The organism is Streptomyces sp. NPDC096132 (assembly GCF_044763345.1).
Taxonomy (GTDB): domain Bacteria; phylum Actinomycetota; class Actinomycetes; order Streptomycetales; family Streptomycetaceae; genus Streptomyces.
The window spans coordinates 80,837-97,697 of the sequence record NZ_JBIWGA010000021.1; the positions used below are offsets into that span (position 1 = coordinate 80,837).

Here is a 16,861-nt window from a genome sequence, read left to right on the forward strand (position 1 = left end):
GACCAGGCCGTGCGAGGATCGCCGTATGGCGAGACGGCCCTGGCCGGCGTGGGCACCCGGGGCGCCGACCGCGCGACGAGCACCGAGGAGCTCGCGAAGGCCGACTCGGCCGTGTGGGTCTACGGCGCCCGCACCCAGCCCGACCGCGCCAAGGTCACGACCAGCCCGGTCACCTCCTGGTCGTTCTTCGGTGCGAAGGGGGTCGACGAGGAGGTTCCGGACACCACGATCCGGAAGATCACGGGCACAGTTCGCGTGTACGAGCCGCCGGTTCCTGAGTCGGTACAGCCCCGACGAGGCCCGGTGACCCCACCGTGTCCCGGACGGCACTAGGGTTTCAGGCCATGTGGCCAGGAAACCAGCCGCCCGGGGGAGAGCAGAACCCGCAGGCGCAGAACAATCCGTACCAGCAGCCGGGATACCAGCAGCCGAATCCCTATCAGCAGCCCGGCTATCAGCAGCCCAACCCCTATGCGCAGCAGCCGCAGTGGGGCGCTCCGACCGCCGCGGGCGCGGCCCAGCCGCAGCCCGGCGGGGGCGGGGGCGGGGGCAACCGCACGAAGGTGGTCGCGATCGTCGCGGCCACGGCCGTCGTCGTGGCCGCCGGTGTCACCGGGTTCCTGGTGCTGGGCAACGACGACGACAAGCCGTCCGACGTGGCCAAGGGCAGCACCAGCCCCTCGGCCTCCGCCTCGGAATCCGCCTCGACCGGCACGGACGACAACCCGCGCGACGACGAGGAGGAGCAGGCGACCGTCGCGGGCTGGAAGGTCGTGGTGAACCCCAAGTGGGGCATCGCCTTCGACGTTCCGGCGGACTGGGAGGTCGAGAAGCCGGGCGTCAGCAAGGGCTTCGAGTGGGAGGACAAGGAGGAGCCCAGCGGGTACGGCTCGATCCTGATGGGGGGTGTGGCCGAGTACAAGTCCGAGTGGTGCGGCGAGGACGACGACAAGGACGGCCGGACGGACTACACCCCGCTGGCGACGGCCGGCACCAAGGGCGCCGAAGGTGCCAAGAACACCGACCAGATCGCCCTCACCAACCCGGCGTGGTTCGTCTTCGGCGGCTACACCCAGCCGGACAAGAAGAGCATCACCATGGACGAGAAGGCCACCGCCTTCACCACCACCTCCGGCATCCAGGGCAGCTACGCCTGGGCCCAGTCGACCGACACGCCCCAGAAGGGCAAGTGCGACAGCGACGGCAAGGCCGTCACGTTCGGCTTCAAGAACTCCAAGGGCGACTACGTGGCGTGGAACTGGTACGGGGCCAAGGGCGTGAAGGGCGAGGTCCCGACGGCGACGATCATGAAGATCCTCGGCACCGTACGGCTGTCCGGGGAGCCCACGGCGAACTGAGCGGACCCTCCGGGTGCGCCTGACGGGTAATCCGTTTGGCACACCGGGGTGCGGGCGGGGATAGTCGGCCGGTGACCCCATCCGCCGATACCGCCGACACCCCCCGCCGCCTGCGCAAACCCGCCTGGGCGGGCCGCAACTACAGTCTGCTGACCGCCGCCGCGTTCGTGACGAACCTGGGCAGCCACGGGGCGCTCATCGCCGCCGCGTTCGCCGTCCTGGAGTCGGGCGGCGACGGCGGCGACGTGGGCCTGGTGGCCGCCGCCCGCACCCTGCCGCTCGTGCTGTTCCTGCTGATCGGCGGAGCGGTCGCCGACCGGCTGCCCCGGCACCGGGTGATGGTCGCCGCGAACGCCCTCAACTGTGTGTCGCAGGGCGCCTTCGCGGCCCTCGTCCTGCTCGGCGAGCCCCGGCTCTGGCAGATGATGCTGCTGACCGCGCTCGGCGGTACCGGCCAGGCGTTCTTCTCCCCCGCCGCCGAGGGCATGCTGTTGTCCTCCGTCCAGGGGGAGCAGGCCGGGCGGGCGTTCGCGGTGTTCCGGATGGCGATGCAGGGCGCGGGCCTGGGCGGCGCGGCCCTCGGCGGCGCGATGGTCGCCGTGATCGGCCCCGGGTGGGTGCTCGCGGCGGACGCGGCCGCCTTCGCCCTCGCGGGCTCGCTGCGCTCGTTCCTCGACGTACGGCACATTCCCCGGCGTGAACCGGGCGGCGGGATGCTCGCCGACCTCCGGGAGGGCTGGCACGAGTTCAGCAGCCGGCCCTGGCTGCGGGGCATCGTCCTGCAGTTCTCCCTCGCTAACGCCGTCGTGGCCGCGGCGGACGCCGTCTACGGCCCCCTCGTCGCCCGGGATCACCTGGGCGGTGCGGGCCCCTGGGGCCTCGCCCTGGGCTTCTTCGGCGCCGGCACGGTCGTCGGCGCGTTCTTGATGACCCGCTGGAAGCCCCGCCGCCTCCTCCTCGCCGGCACCCTGTGCGTCTTCCCGCTGGCCCTCCCCTCCGCCGCGCTCGCCGTCCCGGTACCGGTCGGCGTCCTGTGCGCGGTGATGTTCACGACCGGAGTCACTGTGGAGGTGTTCGGGGTGTCCTGGATGACCGCGCAACACCTCAGTGAACGTAACCGCAAGCGGCCTGGCCTGATCGCTCACCGTCCTCATGGGCTTGGCCACGGTTTGTTCCTCCCCGCTGTCTGGGAGCGGGACCGTATGGCGCGGTCAAGTAGCCAGGCTCGGGGCTGCTCCGGCATTCGGCACAAACCGTGGCTGCTTTTCTGGGCAACGTAACTGCTGCGTATCGAATTTCTTGGACTTTTCAACCCTCGGCTTCCTTTAGGAGCTGATCGATAGGAACTTCCTTGAATATATTCACCGTCTTCATGCCGTACGGCTCTTGTTCGGAGTCATTCAACCTCTCCTCGGCGTTCGGGTCGCGGGAAATGTGAACCTCCATGTACGGATTCGTTCCGCCTTTCTCGAAGTTACTCCCCTCTCGCCATTTCGGCAGAACCCACCACATAGAGACGTAATCCCGGTCGGACGTCAACTCCATGATCTTACTGCTGCGATAGATCCGTGACTCATAACGAAAGTAGTCGTCTCCTTTTTCGGCGAGCCACTCCGGCGCGTCCTTGATGTGCTCTTTCGATTGCGAGTCCGCGTCCCAAGAATATTCAACCGACTGGCTGTAGCTGTTGGCCAGCTTGCACCTGTCGGCCCTGATGTAGGAAACGATCGCGTAAATCTCAACTCTTCCTGGTGCAGATTTCAGTGATACCGGAATGACGGGATCGCTAGAGAAATCGTCGCCGGGATCAAGGCGGGATCCGGCGCCTGTAAACTCACCTGATCCGAGGATGCGGGAAGGTGCAGGGAAGGTCTCGTTGCCGTATATCCAGTAGCCCTCCTGCAATTCCCCCTTCCACTCGTTCATTCTTCCCCCGTCTTCCGTGTATTTGCTTGGCCACACCTTAGCCCTCCACAAGGTGCCCACGACGTATATGCTGACGTCGCCTTCGTTGCGGAACGTGATGTGGGCTGGGAGGTTGAGAACCGTGCGGTTGGCGTTTACTGTGGGCTTTCCGTACGAAATGCGAAAGGGTACCTTTACGGGGGCCGCGTACGGAACGTACATGGCGGAATAGGTAAGGCTGGCCGCTCCTATTATCGCAGAAAGGGCTACTCCGAGCGCGAAGCTCTTAGGGTATGGAATGCCCTGCCAAATCTTTTGCCGACTAAGTGCCCAAAGTGTCCAGATGGACCAGGCAGAAAGGCCTACCCAGCGCCACAGGTGGGTGCCGTGATCGCCGCCAAGCCATTGCAAGATAAGAAATACCAAACTGGTGGCAGTCAGCGTGACTGCGCCAATCAGTGTCGCTTCACCTGAGTATCGCACCCGTCGCTTGCCGAAGTAATCGAAGACTGCCATCACGGCAATGATTTCACTTAGGGCGGCGACTAGAAATACGACGCCCATGACTCGTCCGCCGAACGTTAGCGCCCGGAAGATGTCTGCCAAACCGACCCAAAGGAGCAATGCGGCTGACGCCAGAAGCGCAAGCGCTATGAGTATGGCCGAAGCATGTCTTCTCCAGGCGTGATCGGGCCATTCTTTAGTTTCTGACCAGCGGACGTGACCTGGATTATCGAGATCGATGTACGAAAAGCCGGATTTCCGCAGAATCCTTTTCAGGCCTCTGAGTGACCAGGTCTTTCCTATGGCTTGTCCGTCAACGCTCACAGTGCGCAGACCACGGCCGTCTGGTGCGTGGATGACAACGTGGACTTGTCTCCTCATGCCGTCAGGGTTACATGACCAACCCGCACTCGCATTCCTGAATCAGCATTCGAGTGAAGCCCTTGGAGAGACTTTGCGTCATGCCGTTACTTCAGAACGGAAGTTCGGGTGTGGCGGCGCCTCGCTTAATGGTCATGACCCGCTCGTGAAAATCACGCGTGGATGCCTCACGTGGGTACCTGGCGCGTAGTTCCTTGTCCAGCTCGTCGGCAACTAAAAGTAGAGACGGCAGTGACTTGCGATCGGCTTCGAGCGCGGCAGCCCCCATGCCGATTGCTTCTTCGATGTCGCCCGTGCGGGCGGCGGCAACTCCGAGAGTGAGGCGAGCTTCGGCTGCCCGCATGGGGGAGATCTCGGTGCCGTCGGGGCCTGTGCTGATGCGGATGACTGAGCGGGCGTGGGCGGCGGCGCGTTCGTCGTCTCCGAGGAGACGGTAGGCGTCCATCTCGTAGAAGTCCCACTTGTCGGGGTCGATGATGAAGTGGTGTTCGGGGTGGTCTGGGCGCGGTAGGCGGTCCAGACGGGCGCGGCCGGCATCGAGGGAGTCTCGGACCAGGCGGCCGTCTCCCATGCGGGCGGCGGCTCGTGCCTTGTGTGCGTAGAGCTGGACGCCGACGGAATGGGTCTGGTCGGCGACGTGGCCGGCCTCGACGGCTTCGAGCATGTCTTGCCAACGGCTCTGGGTGAGGGCGAACCACGCTTCGATCTCCCACGCCCACGCCATGATCTCGCCGTGCCCTGTCTCCTGGCCGATGCGGAGTGCTGCGGCCTTGCTGAGGTTTGCGGCCTCGCGCTGGCCTCGGTCGTACTGGACGCACGCGTTCAGCAGGAAGAGCCATCCGGTGTCGACGAGTAGTTCCCGGTGCTGGCGGAGGGTCATCCGGCCTTCGAGTTGCTTGGTGACGTACTGGAGGCCGTTGCGGGTGCGGTCGTGGAGGTAGTCGGCATTGGCGTACGGGTACGCGCGGGCGAGTTGGTCAATGCCCTGTTCGATCGACTCCAGGGCGGCACTGTTGATGCTGGACATCTCCGTGCGCCGGAGCATCTCGGCGATGTCCCATAGACCGGCTCCGCCCTGCGCGATCAGGGTGCTGGGGTCGTCGGTCGGGGATGTGGTCGCCGGTCGTTCCAACTCCCATGGCCGGGGGGCGAGTCCTGCGAGATGGCCGGGGATGCGCAGTCCATCGACGACTTCGAGGATCTTGAAGTACTGCGTGATCCGTGGGCGGACGCCCTTGCCGTCGGTCTCGGGGCGGGCCATCTTGCCGATGTGTTCGCGCTTGTAGCCGACGGCTTCGGAGATCTTGGCGTAGCTGATGTGGCCGTGGAGCTTGGCGAGTCTGAAGACTTCGCCGAAGTCGTGGTTGGCGATCGCTGACCGCACGTCCGCGCGTTCGAGCACGTGTGGCGGCAGAGCTGCCGGTGTCGGTGCTACCTCGGCCATCTCACTTCCCCATCGTGATTGACCTGACGCTCTTCGTCAGATCGGCTCTCTCGATCTGCACTCACGTCCTAACTCCGAGTGTACCGGTGAGGGGGGTCCCCAAGAGGGGGGAGCGGCAGGTGGGTTGAAGGGTGCACTCTCGTCACCCTGCCGGGACGGCCTCGGCAAACGTGACTTGAGACGGGACCCGTTCATGGACTCGAGAAGAGCGCGATCACACGCGCACTTAGCGAGTGAACTGGATGCGTATGCACACTGGTTCACCGCGCCGGATCCCTCGTCCGGCGGGCACTACCTGACGCTGACGCTCTTTGCGGATTGCGGCAACGCGGCGCGTGTCGCGCGTGACCAGACGACCGAGTTCCTCCGGGGCGTGGGCGCCGGCGCGATGGTGGACGACGCTCGGCTGATCGTGTCGGAGCTGGTCGGGAACGTGGTGAACCACGTGGTGCCGGAACGCTCCCTGACTCGCCCTGGCGGCTCCCGTCGTGTCGATGTGCACTTCAAGGTGTGGCCGAAGTGGCTGTTCATCGGGGTCGCGGATGAGGACGCGTCGCCGCCACTGTTGCCTCTGGGCGACACGTTCTGGCCGGGCCTGATGGAAGAGCTGTCGGAGGCGGTCCTGCCTGACAGCGGCCGAGGGCTGCTCATCGTGCAGCGCTTGGCGGCGGCGGTGTGGTGGACGCCGGAAGACCGGGGAGGCAAGACGGTGTGGTGCCGCCTCGATCTCGGCTCGGGGGCACGGGGGCTGCCCACTTGATGATCTCCGGCTGTCGTTGCGCGTCTCGCTCTCTGACGAGTACGCGGCGGCCGGGTGCCGGACGGTAGCTCGTCCGGCGAACGGGGCGTGGCTCCTGGGACGGTTCGCTGAGATCCCCACTCAGTGCTCAGGGGCCACGCTTCACAACCTAAGACCGAGACCGGGCCACCCCATCAGCCCTGGAAAGCGAAGGGTGGCCCGGTTGGGGAACACGAAGATCCCCGGTGCCTGATGGTACCGGGGTCTTCGTGCTGCGCATCTGCCCTGGACCAAAGAGAGTTGACGATCCGTTATCTAGATCAAGGTAGGGGTGGAACAGGTGAGCGGCTTGGGTGAGGGCTGGCCGGGTGAGGGACTGGACGACACGTCGGGCCTGGGGTCCGGTCTGTGGGTGCGTGGCGTCGACTACATGGCGGGTTGGCGCGTGGCGCGTGAGGCTGCCGATCAAGTGAACCTTGCTCTCCTCGCTGCGGAGTTTGAGCCGTCCGAGTTAAGGGCCGTCGCTGCGACCAACGACAACGGGGGCGGGCTGGTGCGGCTGGTGGGCCTGCCCAGTGCGGCGGTCCGGCTCGCGGGGCTCCTGGGGAGGCTCACTGATGGTGACGGTGGTGTGTTGTGAGGGGCGTTTCTGCCGGTGGGTCGTGCGCGTGGGCAGGTCGTCGGTCGGAGAGACTTTGGGCGGGAGCTGCCATGGGGCGAGTGAACAGGGGGCCTTACGCTCGCCCGGCGAATCGGGCAGGTGGTGCACCTGCCCGCGGTTGTGCCCGATTGGCCCCCTGTTCTTCGAGGCTCGCCCCATGGTGGCTGCCTAAAGTCTCTCCGGCCGGCGACCCCCGGCCCCGTGGGCTCCGGCCCTCGACTGCCGGTCGTCGTCTCGACTCCTCGGGCGTGCGGTCGTGTGGGGCGTCCGGCGCTCGGCCGGGACCGGCGGTCACGCCGCATGCCCGGCCGGGGCGGCCAGGCGTCCCGGCGCGCCGCAGGCGCGCCCTTGAGGAAGTGAAGAGTGTTTCGACCGATTGCCGTTGGCGATCACGCCGGGCGGCGCCGGGTGGGCTCTTTGTCGGCGGTGATCCGGTAGGTGAGTTCGGTGCGGTCGGCTCCGATGCGGAGTTCTTCGAGGATCAGGGCCTGGTCGTCGGTGCCACAGGTGACGCGGGAGACGTGCAGGACCGGGGTCGCGTCGGGCAGGCGCAGGGCGGTGCGCTCGTCGGGCAGCGGCATGCGGGCCCGTACGGTCTCGGACCACCACAGTTTGTGCCCGGCCTTCGTCAGCGTGGCGTAGAGCGTCGCGGGTTCGGCGTCCGGTGCTTCGGCGAGAGCGGGGACGGCTTCGGCCGTGGCGAAGGGGATCAGGGTGCGGTGCATCGCGCGTCCCCCTGTGGCCGGGTCGACGAGCAGCCGGTCACAGCCGAACAGTGCGTCTTCCACCTTGAGTTCCAGCTGGTGGGCTGTGGCTTCGTTGGCGTGTGTGCGGTAGGTACTCGGCTCCTCGGTCTGCTGCCATGCGGCCACCCCGTACAGCACGAAGTGCCCGGCCGACGTCTTACCGACGTAGCGGGAAACGCCGGTGACGGGTCCGCTGTCGGAGCGTACGAAGCTGCCCTTGCCGTGGCGGACGTCGATGAGCCCTTCGGCACGCAGGGCGGCGACGGCGTTGCGGACGGTCGGGCGCGATACCTGGTAGCGCTCCATGAGCTGTGCTTCGGAGGGGAGCGGGGCGCCGGGTTCGTACTCGCCCTTGAGGATCGCTTCGCGGATGGCGGCGGCCACCTGCTGGTAGAGGGCTCCGGGGCGCTGGATCTCCGACATCTGGGCATCTCCGACGGGTCGGGGTCATAGGCACGTCGCACGCGCGGCGTCACTCGTCAGCATAAGTAGTTGCACTCTCGCCGTACAGCACTCCACACTCATCACTCGTAAGGACAAGTGACGTCAGGAGAAGTCTGGCGTCGTGACTGGCCAGGGAGGCCGAAGAAATGCAGTCCATTCCCGTGGACACGGCGCGGCTGGGCGTACTGCGGTGCGCCATCGCGCCGGAAGTGAAGATCAGCAACTCCGAGACGCAGGAGGTGAAGAAAGACCGGGACGGCAACCCCGTCTACACGGTGGCGGTGACCGTGCGGCAGGACCGGCGGCGGATCTCCGTCATCGAGATCGCCGTGAGCGGTGAGCCGACCGGGATCGAGGAAGGACAGATCGTCAAGGTCACCGGGCTGGTGGCGTTCATGTGGTCGATGGGCGACCGGCACGGCGTCAGCTTCCGCGCCGACGCGATCACGCCCGTGCCCGCCACCCCGGCTGCGCAGCGCAAGGGCGGTGAGGCGTGATGGAGCCGTACATCATCGCCCTCGCCCTGGCCGTGCTCGCCTGGATGCTCGTGGCCGGTGACCTGGTGCGCCGGCACCGGCCGGTCTGGCACTGGTACCTCGTCGGCTACCCGCTCACCGCTTGTCGTGTGGTGTCCACCTGGCGGCGGGTCGCCGTGCTCAACGACCTGGCGGTGTCGCAGCTCCCGGCGCGCACGCTCGTCGGTCACCTCCTGGTCAAGGGGGATCCGGTGCGGCCGGTGGCTCCTCGCTGCTCCTTCCCGCACGTCACTCCCATGGGGCTGTCGGTGCTGGTGCGGCTGCATGCGGGACAGACCCCGGCGACGTATCTGAAGGCGGCGGATGCGTTCGTGCACGCGTGGAAGGTTCACGCGGTGCGGGTCACCTCGCCGGAACGCGGCCTCGTGCTGCTGACCGCGATGGCGAGCGATCCGCTGGAGCGGCCGGGCTTAGCCACGGCTCCGGCCGAACTCCTCTCGGCGCTGATCGGCGCGCTGGAGACGGGCGGGGCGTGGGTGATGAACCTGCGCCTGGTCCCGCACTGGCTGATCACCGGGGCCACCCGGTCCGGTAAGTCGACCCTGCTGGCGCGGCTCATCACCCAACTCGCCACGCAGCGGGTCGCCCTGGTCGGCATCGACTGCAAGGGCGGCATGGAACTCGGCCTCTTCGCAGGACGGCTGAGCGCGCTGGCCACGTGCAGGCGTGAAGCGGTGGCCGTGCTGTCCGCGTTGGTGGTCGACATGCAGGACCGGATGAGCGCGTGCCGGTCGGCTGGGGTCCGCTCCGTCTGGGAGCTCCCGGACAAGCTCCGGCCGGTGCCGGTCGTGGTCCTGGTCGACGAGATCGCGGAACTGTACCTGTCCGACGGCACCCGCGAGAGCAAGGCGGAAGCCGAACAGTGCTCCACGCTCCTGCTGCGGCTGGCCCAGCTCGGCGCCGCCCTCGGCATCCACCTGGTCGTGGCCGGCCAACGCGTCGGCTCCGACCTCGGCCCCGGCGTCACCGCCCTGCGTGCCCAGCTCGGCGGCCGGATCTGCCACCGGGTCAACGACCCCGGCACGGCAGAAATGACCCTCGGCGACCTCAACAAGGACGCCGTGGCCGTCGCCCAAGCGATCACACCGGAAGAGCGCGGGGTGGCCGTGTGTACCGGTCCGGACGGCGGCTGGAGCCGGGCCCGCTCCCATCTCACCCCCACCGATGAGGCCGTGGCCACGGCCCGCAAGTACGGCGCGATGACCCCGGACCTGCCCCTCGCCACCCGCGCCCTGGCGGCGCTGGAAGGAGAGTCGAAGTGATCAGCGAAGGTACGGCGTTCACGTTCGCGGTGATCTTCGGGATCATCACCGTCCTCCTCGTCCGCTCCCGCGATGTGCGCGCCTGGGAAGCGGTCTGCGTCGGCCTCTTCGGCATCTACCTCGGCCAGACCCCCGTGATCTTCACCATCCACGGACTCGTGACCTGGTTCATCAGCGGCTTCTCCCACACCTGAGCAGAAAGGACACCCCCGACATGCCCATGCCTCGCGTGAGGTGCCCCCACTGCAAGGGCGACGGCGCCCGCCGCACCTGGACCGGACGCATCCGGCGCTGCCGCATCTGCCGGGGCACCGGCACCATCCGCTGAACCCATCCCACCCGACCGATCTGCAAGGAGCAATTCCCATGGCCGACCCCGCGCCACCCACCCACATCCGTGCCGCTTCGGCGGCCCACCCTGGAAGGTCACCGCCATCACCCCGCAGTTCACCCCGGCTGACAGGCGCGCTGCCCTCGCCCGCGCGGCGCGCCTGCGTCAGCTTCCCGAGACCGACCGCGACGCCATCCGCCTCGCTCAAGACCCGAAATTCGCCCGTTGGCTGGAGCAGATCACCGCTACCGGCGGATGTGCCCACCCCGTCCACCTCACCGGCTCGACCACCACCCTGGACGGCACGACCGGCGAGATCCTCCACCACTACGACACCCGCAACGAACCCGGCGAACGCCTCCTCGTCCGCTGCCGCAACCGCCGCGCAACCATCTGCCCCGCCTGCTCCCGACTCCACGCCGGAGACACCTACCACCTCGTTCGCGCGGGCCTCCTCGGAGGCAAGAACGTCCCCGCCACCGTCCGCCACCGCCCCCGCCTCTTCGTCACCCTGACCGCTCCGTCCTTCGGACCGGTCCACCACGCTGGCGAACGGTGCCGCCCCCGCCGTGACGGCGGCACCTGCGAACACGGGCGGCCCCTCGGCTGCGGCCTGCTCCACGCCCCGGATGCCCCGGTCGTCGGCGAACCGCTCTGCCCCGACTGCTACGAATACACGGCGCACGTTCTCTGGCACGCGCACGCCTCCAAGCTGTGGGACCGGTTCGTCATCGGCGTGCGGCGGCGCCTCGCCTCCTTCGCCGGCCTTGTACAGTCCCGCTTCGCCGATCACGCCCGGCTCTCCTTCGCCCGCGTCGCCGAGTACCAGAAGCGGGCGGCCGTCCACGTCCATGCCGTCGTCCGCCTCGACGGCCCGAACGGACCCGACGACGAACCCCCGGCCTGGGCCACCACAGACCTCCTCACCCACGCCGTACGCGCCTCCGCTCGACGCATCCAAGTCCACACACCCCACACCCTGGCCGTGGGTGAGCTAACCCTGAGCTGGGGCGATCAGGTCGACGCCCGTCCGCTGCACACCAATGGCGACGGCCCGGACGACGACGCCGTAGCCGCTTACGTCGCCAAATACGTCACCAAGGGAGCCAGCGAGACCGGCGCCGGCCTCGACCACCCACTCACCACCTGGGCCGAGATCGCCACGGCACCCGTCGGCCCACACGTCCGCACCCTCATGCGCACCTGCTGGCGCCTCGGTGGCCTCCCCGAGTACGAACCCCTCCGCCTCCGCCCCTGGACCCACACCCTCGGCTACCGCGGCCACATCCTCACCAAATCCCGCGCGTACTCCACCACCTACGCAGCACTCCGTGCCGAACGCGCGCACCACATGGGCCAGGACGACACCCTTGACGCGATCACGGAACGCCACTGGCGCTACGTCGGCTCTGGCCACACCCCCGGCGCAGCCTTGCTGGCTGTCGGCGTTGCCGAGGACCTTGCCGCCAACCGCGAGATTGCGAGAGAGGAACTCGAGGCGGACAGACGGGGGTTGAGTGCCGGGCCAGCGTGACGCTGAAGAAGATCTGGACATGGCTTGGGCTCGGGCGCACGCGCGCAGGTCCCCCGGCTGGTCTGATGCCCAGTGGCGCCGGATGAACGCCACCATGGGCGTGGAGGTCTCCACGCGTGATGGGGTTCGCCAGCATCGCCGTGAGACGCGCCAGCCCCTGCCACGGCCAATCGGCCCCGCCGAGGATTGGTCATGTAAGTGCCAAGACCATTGCAATCACCATGAGCGTCAGCGACATGATCGTGACGTCGACAGATAGGCGCAGACCACGATATTTGCGCTTGGCCGCTTGCGAAAGCGCAATGATCAGTTCTGCGCGTCGATCGGTCGTCACGTCCTCTCGTACTTGCTGTTGAGTGCATTCAGCCCACAGCCTGTAGGTCCCGTAGGGCCTCCCGCTGAAGTGTGGTCGTACGACTAGGAGAACGACGAGCATGGCTGCGACGAGGCCTGTTCCGGCGATGCCTAGCAATACGGCAGGTGCTGTTCCGATCTTCTTACCCGGCACTGTGGTTACGAGCACGGCGAACGGAATACCCAGTCCGGTCAGCAGCGCGCCAGCAATGGTCTCGGCACGCCCGATCTCAGCACGTACGTCGGCAAGGGCTGCGTCAAGTGCGTTGTCTGTGTTGGTAGATGGAGGGCTCTGCGTCACGTTGACTCTCAGCGTCGGAGACTGGGGTCAGCTTGGCGCTGTAGCTCGTGACGCGGAAGGGCGCTTGGACGTGGTGAACGGCGCATGAGGCGCATAGTGCGACGTCGAGGATGCGTTCGCCGGCCGTACCTTGCCGAGATCGGCCTGCCTCGCGCTCCGCGGCAACTGCCGTGGAGCGCGACATCAGTTCTCTGCCCACACCGGAACTAGCCGATCACGCAACGGCACTCGGCGTCCGCTCCCCACGGGAAGCGCGACCAGGGCTGTCAGCGTCCGTGCGACGTACGACCGACGCTCAGCCAGCGTGATCCCTTCCCTGTGCCACTCCTCATCCATGTCCACGGGCTCGCCCTGGTCCGCGAGAGCTTGACGCTGCCACGCGTTGCGCTCCCGCTTGAGGCGCTGCTCCTCGGCCTCGTACTCGGCAAGATCGGAGTAGTAGCGCTCAGCGCTGATCTTCCTCTCCCGGCGGGCCTTCTTGAGGTCGTCGATGTCCTCGTGGACGATCTTCAGTTCGGCTTCCTTCGACCATTCCTGAGGCGCCTTGACCGCCTCCCTGTGGGCGGCCTCTTCCTCGTACTTCGCGATCACGAGTTTCCCGATCAGCTCGTCCGTCTCGGGCCCCGGGATCTTGACTCCACCGCACCCCTTGCCCGTGGTCTTAGCCGGGCAGACGTAGTAGAAGTACCCCTCAGGCTTGCGTCGGCTCGGTGCCGCCTTCATGGCACGTAGCGGTGCGCCGCAGTCGTCCTTGCCGCAGCGCAGAGTGCCGGATGCCAGGTACACGCGGGCGTTGTGGCCGCCTCCTCGCATGGGGCCGTCACCAATGATCTCTTGGATCGCTTCCCACTCGGACACTGCCAAGATGGACGTCCACTGACCCTCGACCGGGTTCCCCTTGTCGTCGTGAGCGATCCTCAGGTGTCTGATCTCCCGGCCCGACTCCGGGTCGAACTCGATCACGACATGCGACCGGTATCCGCACAGACGCGGGTTCCGCATCATGTCCCTGAGTCCGATCCATGTCCAAGCGTTGCCCTTCGAGGTGGTGACTCCCTGGCGGTTCCACTCGGCAACGACGGCATGCCACTCGACACCCAGGATGATGCGTTTGGCGGCGTTCCGTATGAGCTTGGCTTCGGCCGGGTTCAGAGTGCGCTTGTCCTCCTGCCACCCGAACGGGCGCGTGCCGCCTACGGGTATACCCCGGTCCCGCCTCGCCTTGTGATTGCGGCGCACTCGGCGTGCGGTGTCGGCGGACTGCTTGTTGGCCATGGCGACGACCACACGCGCCATGGCGCGCCCGTTGTCGGTCAACAGGTCCAGGGTGCCCGTGATGTCGATGATCGGCCGGTGGTAGTGCTCCACGGTCTCGATCGCGTCTTCAAGGTGCCGGGGGTCGCGGGTCAGACGGTCGATGTCGTAGACGATCAGTCCGTCAATGCGCTCGCCGTTCGGGGCCTTGGCCTGCTTCAGGTCCTCCAACGCGCCCTCGTACACAGGCCGTACAACGCGGTACCCGATGCTGCCGTCCGGCAGACGCACGCGCCGGCGCTTCCATGCCGACGTGTCCGGCTCCATGTACGTGTACACGTACCGTCCGCCTCGGCTCTCGACGAACTGTCGGCCGTCCCTCTCCTGCTCCTCGGTGCTCTTGATGTCCCTGCCGGTTATGAACCTGGGGCGGGACTGCCCTTCTAAGCTGTCGTCAGAAGAGAGTTCGCCCTCAGCCTCCTCGGTCGACAGACGGGCCAGACCGGCCCAGTTCTGCCCTTCGAGGTTCCCCCAGTGCGCTCGCTGTACCAAGTCGTCAGCCATACAAAGAGGTTACGTTCGCAGGGGTGCTGTGCCCTCCACCAGGAGATCCCCGAAGACAAGCTCTCCCGCGTCTCCGCCTACGACTGGTTCGGCTCGGTTGCGCTGGTTCCGGTCGCGACGGCGCTCGCCGGGCCGGCCGAGTCCGCCTTCGGGCGCACGGCCTCCCTGTGGGGCTGCGCCACGCTGGTCGTCCTGGTGACGGCCGCGGTCCTGTGCGTGCCGGACGTACGGAACCTGACGCGCCGTACGAAGCGGGTGACCCACGGCACGCCGGTCGCGGACGCTGAGCCCGATCCGGAGACCGACCGGGACCTGGTCCCGTAGGCCGGCCCCTCAGCCTCGGCCTCAGCCGATGCCGAACGCTCCGTCGGGCGGCTCGGGTGACGGTACGGCGTCCTCGTCCCGGACCGGACGGGCGTCACCGATGAACCGCCGCAGCCCGGGTCCGTACTCCACCCGGGCCGGGAAGGCGTCCGAGGCGGTACGGCGGGCCAGGGCGGTCACGTCGACGGTCCGGTGCGCGGCGACGAGGACCGCGTTGCCGAAGCGGCGGCCGCGCAGGACGGCCGGCTCGGCGATGAGCACGAGTTCCTCGAACACCGCGGCGAAGTTGGCCAGTTGGGACCGCAGGAAGGCGAAGGGCGCCGCGTCGGCGAGGTTGGCGAGGTAGACGCCGTCCGACTTCAGGACCCGCTCGGCCTCCCGGGCGTAGGTGAGGGACGTGAGGTGCGCGGGAACCCGGGAGCCGCCGAACACATCGGCCACGAGCACGTCGACGGAGTCCTCCGGGGCCCCCTCGAGCCAGGCCCGGGCGTCGGCGGCATGCAGCGCGACGCCCGAACCCTCGGGCAGCGGCAGATGCTCGGTGACCAGCTCCAGCAGCCCCCGGTCGGCATCGACGACGTCCTGCCGGGAACCCGGCCGGGTCACGGCCAGGTACCGGGGCAGGGTGAGCGCCCCGCCCCCGAGATGCAGCACGTCCAGGGGCCGCCCCGCCTCGGCGACGGTGTCCAGCACATGCCCGAGCCGCTGCGCGTACTCGAACTCCAGATGCGTGGGCGCGTCCAGGTCCACGTACGACTGCGGCGCCCCGTCGACCGTCAGCAGCCAGGCCCGCTCCCGATCGACATCGGGCATCAGCTTGGCGGTGCCGTGGTCGACGGCGCGGGTGACGGGTATGGACTCCACCTGTTCATTGTGCCTGGACCGCGGCACCCCGAGAGGCGCGCGGGGCACTGCGCGACCGGCCACGAACCGGCCGGCAGTCCCCCACGCACATCAGCCACCCACGTCAGCCGCCCACATCGGCCACCCTCACAGAACGGCCGTCACGGTCCCCGCCCCCACGGTCCGCCCGCCCTCACGGATCGCAAAGCCCAGTCCCGCCTCCAACGGCACGTCCCGCCCCAGCTCGACGGTCATCACCACCCGCTCCCCGGGCCGCGCCACCGCCGTCTCCCCCAGGTCCACGTCCCCGACGACGTCCGCCGTGCGGATGTAGAACTGCGGTCGGTACCCGGTGGAGATCGCGGTCGTACGACCGCCCTCGCGCGCCGACAGGACGTACACCTGCGCGGAGAACCGCCGTCGCGGCACGACGCTGCCGGGCGCCGCCACCACGTGCCCCCGCCGGACGGCGTCCCGTGGCACACCCCGCAGCAGCAGCGCGACGTTGTCCCCGGCCTGCGCCTCCTCCATCGGCTTCCCGAAGGTCTCCAGGCCGGTGACGACACTCTCCAGCCCGGCGCCGAGCACTTCGACCCGGTCGCCGACCCGTACCGTGCCCCGTTCCACGGCACCGGTGACGACGGTCCCGCGCCCGGTGATGGTGAGCACGTTCTCCACGGACAGCAGGAACGGCGCGTCCAGATACCGCTCCGGCATCGGCACGTACGTGTCCACCGCGTCGAGGAGCGCGTCGATCGACGCCGTCCAGCGCGGGTCGCCCTCCAGTGCCTTCAGCCCGGAGACCCGTACGACGGGCGCGGCGTCGCCGCCGTAGCCGTGCGTGGTGAGCAGGTCGCGGACCTCCAGTTCGACCAGGTCGGTGAGCTCCTCGTCGCCCGCGTCGGCCTTGTTGAGCGCGACCACGATGTGGTCGACGCCCACCTGCCGGGCGAGCAGCACGTGTTCGGCGGTCTGCGGCATGATCCCGTCGAGCGCGGAGACGACGAGGATCGCCCCGTCGAGCTGCGCGGCGCCGGTGACCATGTTCTTGACGTAGTCGGCGTGGCCCGGCATGTCGACGTGCGCGTAGTGCCGGGTGTCGGTCTCGTACTCGACGTGCGCGATGTTGATGGTGATGCCGCGCGCCGCCTCCTCGGGGGCGCGGTCGATGCGGTCGAAGGAAACGTATTCGGTGGTGCTGTCGGCGCCGCGGTCGGCGAGGACCTTGGTGATGGCGGCGGTCAGGGTGGTCTTGCCGTGGTCGACGTGCCCCATGGTGCCGATGTTCAGATGCGGCTTGGTGCGCACGTACGCGGTCTTGGGCATGGCTGTACCTCGAAGCGTGTCCGTAGGAAGTGGGGACCCCGGGAGACCGG

General features: G+C 67.9%; 16 protein-coding genes and 1 pseudogene. 10 read left to right on the top strand and 7 right to left on the bottom strand.

Translation table 11 applies throughout. From position 1 onward, the window contains the following. The first annotated feature begins 9 nt into the window (after nt 1-9). The 3 genes from ACIRF9_RS37720 (at nt 10) to ACIRF9_RS37730 (ending at nt 2,638) form a co-directional block, all read left to right on the top strand. Nucleotides 10-333, top strand: a complete 324-nt coding sequence (locus tag ACIRF9_RS37720) for a hypothetical protein (protein WP_403831847.1) — start codon at nt 10-12, stop codon at nt 331-333. A gap of 11 nt (nt 334-344) precedes the next feature. Continuing rightward, nucleotides 345-1,358, top strand: coding sequence for a hypothetical protein (locus tag ACIRF9_RS37725; RefSeq protein WP_403831850.1), 1,014 nt, complete (start codon nt 345-347; stop codon nt 1,356-1,358). A 71-nt stretch (nt 1,359-1,429) separates the two neighbouring features. Further along, nucleotides 1,430-2,638 carry an MFS transporter gene (locus ACIRF9_RS37730; RefSeq protein WP_403831852.1) on the top strand — a complete coding sequence of 403 codons (1,209 nt, stop codon included), beginning with the start codon at nt 1,430-1,432 and terminating at the stop codon, nt 2,636-2,638. A gap of 28 nt (nt 2,639-2,666) precedes the next feature. On the opposite strand, the gene ACIRF9_RS37735 is transcribed toward ACIRF9_RS37730, so the two are convergent. Further along, complete coding sequence (locus ACIRF9_RS37735; protein WP_403831854.1) at nt 2,667-4,148, bottom strand: hypothetical protein; 1,482 nt, start codon at nt 4,146-4,148, stop codon at nt 2,667-2,669. A 91-nt stretch (nt 4,149-4,239) separates the two neighbouring features. Continuing rightward, nucleotides 4,240-5,592, bottom strand: a complete 1,353-nt coding sequence (locus ACIRF9_RS37740) for a tetratricopeptide repeat protein (protein WP_403831856.1) — start codon at nt 5,590-5,592, stop codon at nt 4,240-4,242. Between the two features lie 193 nt (nt 5,593-5,785). Between ACIRF9_RS37740 and ACIRF9_RS37745 the strand changes: the two genes are divergently transcribed. Then, nucleotides 5,786-6,352 carry an ATP-binding protein gene (locus ACIRF9_RS37745; protein WP_403831859.1) on the top strand — a complete coding sequence of 189 codons (567 nt, stop codon included), beginning with the start codon at nt 5,786-5,788 and terminating at the stop codon, nt 6,350-6,352. Between the two features lie 310 nt (nt 6,353-6,662). Continuing rightward, nucleotides 6,663-6,971 (top strand): hypothetical protein, encoded by a 309-nt coding sequence (locus ACIRF9_RS37750; protein WP_403831861.1) that lies wholly within the window; start codon nt 6,663-6,665, stop codon nt 6,969-6,971. A gap of 410 nt (nt 6,972-7,381) precedes the next feature. Here ACIRF9_RS37750 and ACIRF9_RS37755 read toward each other — a convergent pair whose 3' ends face one another. Further along, nucleotides 7,382-8,161: a GntR family transcriptional regulator gene (locus ACIRF9_RS37755; RefSeq protein ID WP_403831864.1), complete on the bottom strand. Its 780-nt coding sequence runs from the start codon at nt 8,159-8,161 to the stop codon at nt 7,382-7,384. A 167-nt stretch (nt 8,162-8,328) separates the two neighbouring features. On the opposite strand from ACIRF9_RS37755, the gene ACIRF9_RS37760 reads away from it, so the two are divergent. The 4 genes from ACIRF9_RS37760 (at nt 8,329) to ACIRF9_RS37775 (ending at nt 11,845) form a co-directional block, all read left to right on the top strand. Further along, entirely contained in the window at nt 8,329-8,679 is a 351-nt protein-coding gene (locus ACIRF9_RS37760; protein WP_403831866.1) for a hypothetical protein, read from the top strand. Continuing rightward, nucleotides 8,679-9,980, top strand: coding sequence for an FtsK/SpoIIIE domain-containing protein (locus tag ACIRF9_RS37765; RefSeq protein ID WP_403831869.1), 1,302 nt, complete (start codon nt 8,679-8,681; stop codon nt 9,978-9,980). Before ACIRF9_RS37760 ends, ACIRF9_RS37765 begins: the two co-directional genes overlap by 1 nt. After that, the gene (locus tag ACIRF9_RS37770; RefSeq protein WP_403831872.1) at nt 9,977-10,174 is read left to right on the top strand and encodes a hypothetical protein; all 198 of its coding nucleotides are present in this window, start codon (nt 9,977-9,979) and stop codon (nt 10,172-10,174) included. Before ACIRF9_RS37765 ends, ACIRF9_RS37770 begins: the two co-directional genes overlap by 4 nt. Before the next feature lie 297 nt (nt 10,175-10,471). Continuing rightward, entirely contained in the window at nt 10,472-11,845 is a 1,374-nt protein-coding gene (locus ACIRF9_RS37775; RefSeq protein ID WP_403832056.1) for a replication initiator, read from the top strand. Nucleotides 11,846-12,035: 190 nt separating this feature from the next. Here ACIRF9_RS37775 and ACIRF9_RS37780 read toward each other — a convergent pair whose 3' ends face one another. After that, nucleotides 12,036-12,500: a Pycsar system effector family protein gene (locus ACIRF9_RS37780; RefSeq protein WP_403831875.1), complete on the bottom strand. Its 465-nt coding sequence runs from the start codon at nt 12,498-12,500 to the stop codon at nt 12,036-12,038. A 183-nt stretch (nt 12,501-12,683) separates the two neighbouring features. Further along, nucleotides 12,684-14,318 (bottom strand): recombinase family protein, encoded by a 1,635-nt coding sequence (locus ACIRF9_RS37785; protein WP_403831877.1) that lies wholly within the window; start codon nt 14,316-14,318, stop codon nt 12,684-12,686. A 30-nt stretch (nt 14,319-14,348) separates the two neighbouring features. Here ACIRF9_RS37785 and ACIRF9_RS37790 point away from each other — a divergent pair. Beyond that, nucleotides 14,349-14,642, top strand: a pseudogene (locus ACIRF9_RS37790) (MFS transporter); the annotation flags it as partial. 21 nt (nt 14,643-14,663) lie between these two features. Here ACIRF9_RS37790 and ACIRF9_RS37795 read toward each other — a convergent pair. Together ACIRF9_RS37795 and tuf are read right to left on the bottom strand one after the other, a co-directional pair. Further along, nucleotides 14,664-15,455, bottom strand: a complete 792-nt coding sequence (locus tag ACIRF9_RS37795; RefSeq protein ID WP_403832059.1) for a spermidine synthase — start codon at nt 15,453-15,455, stop codon at nt 14,664-14,666. Between the two features lie 177 nt (nt 15,456-15,632). Next, entirely contained in the window at nt 15,633-16,811 is a 1,179-nt protein-coding gene (tuf, locus tag ACIRF9_RS37800; protein WP_403831880.1) for an elongation factor Tu, read from the bottom strand. Nucleotides 16,812-16,861 lie beyond the last annotated feature (50 nt).

Bases quoted from the DNA above. Each gene is read 5' to 3' on its own strand.
- ACIRF9_RS37725 (WP_403831850.1), top strand. From the start codon at position 345: ATGTGGCCAGGAAACCAGCCGCCCGGGGGAGAGCAGAACCCGCAGGCG.
- ACIRF9_RS37735 (WP_403831854.1), bottom strand. From the start codon at position 4,148: ATGAGGAGACAAGTCCACGTTGTCATCCACGCACCAGACGGCCGTGGT.
- ACIRF9_RS37740 (WP_403831856.1), bottom strand. From the start codon at position 5,592: ATGGCCGAGGTAGCACCGACACCGGCAGCTCTGCCGCCACACGTGCTC.
- ACIRF9_RS37745 (WP_403831859.1), top strand. From the start codon at position 5,786: ATGGACTCGAGAAGAGCGCGATCACACGCGCACTTAGCGAGTGAACTG.
- ACIRF9_RS37755 (WP_403831864.1), bottom strand. From the start codon at position 8,161: ATGTCGGAGATCCAGCGCCCCGGAGCCCTCTACCAGCAGGTGGCCGCC.
- ACIRF9_RS37760 (WP_403831866.1), top strand. From the start codon at position 8,329: ATGCAGTCCATTCCCGTGGACACGGCGCGGCTGGGCGTACTGCGGTGC.
- ACIRF9_RS37765 (WP_403831869.1), top strand. From the start codon at position 8,679: ATGGAGCCGTACATCATCGCCCTCGCCCTGGCCGTGCTCGCCTGGATG.
- ACIRF9_RS37785 (WP_403831877.1), bottom strand. From the start codon at position 14,318: ATGGCTGACGACTTGGTACAGCGAGCGCACTGGGGGAACCTCGAAGGG.
- ACIRF9_RS37795 (WP_403832059.1), bottom strand. From the start codon at position 15,455: ATGCCCGATGTCGATCGGGAGCGGGCCTGGCTGCTGACGGTCGACGGG.
- tuf (WP_403831880.1), bottom strand. From the start codon at position 16,811: ATGCCCAAGACCGCGTACGTGCGCACCAAGCCGCATCTGAACATCGGC.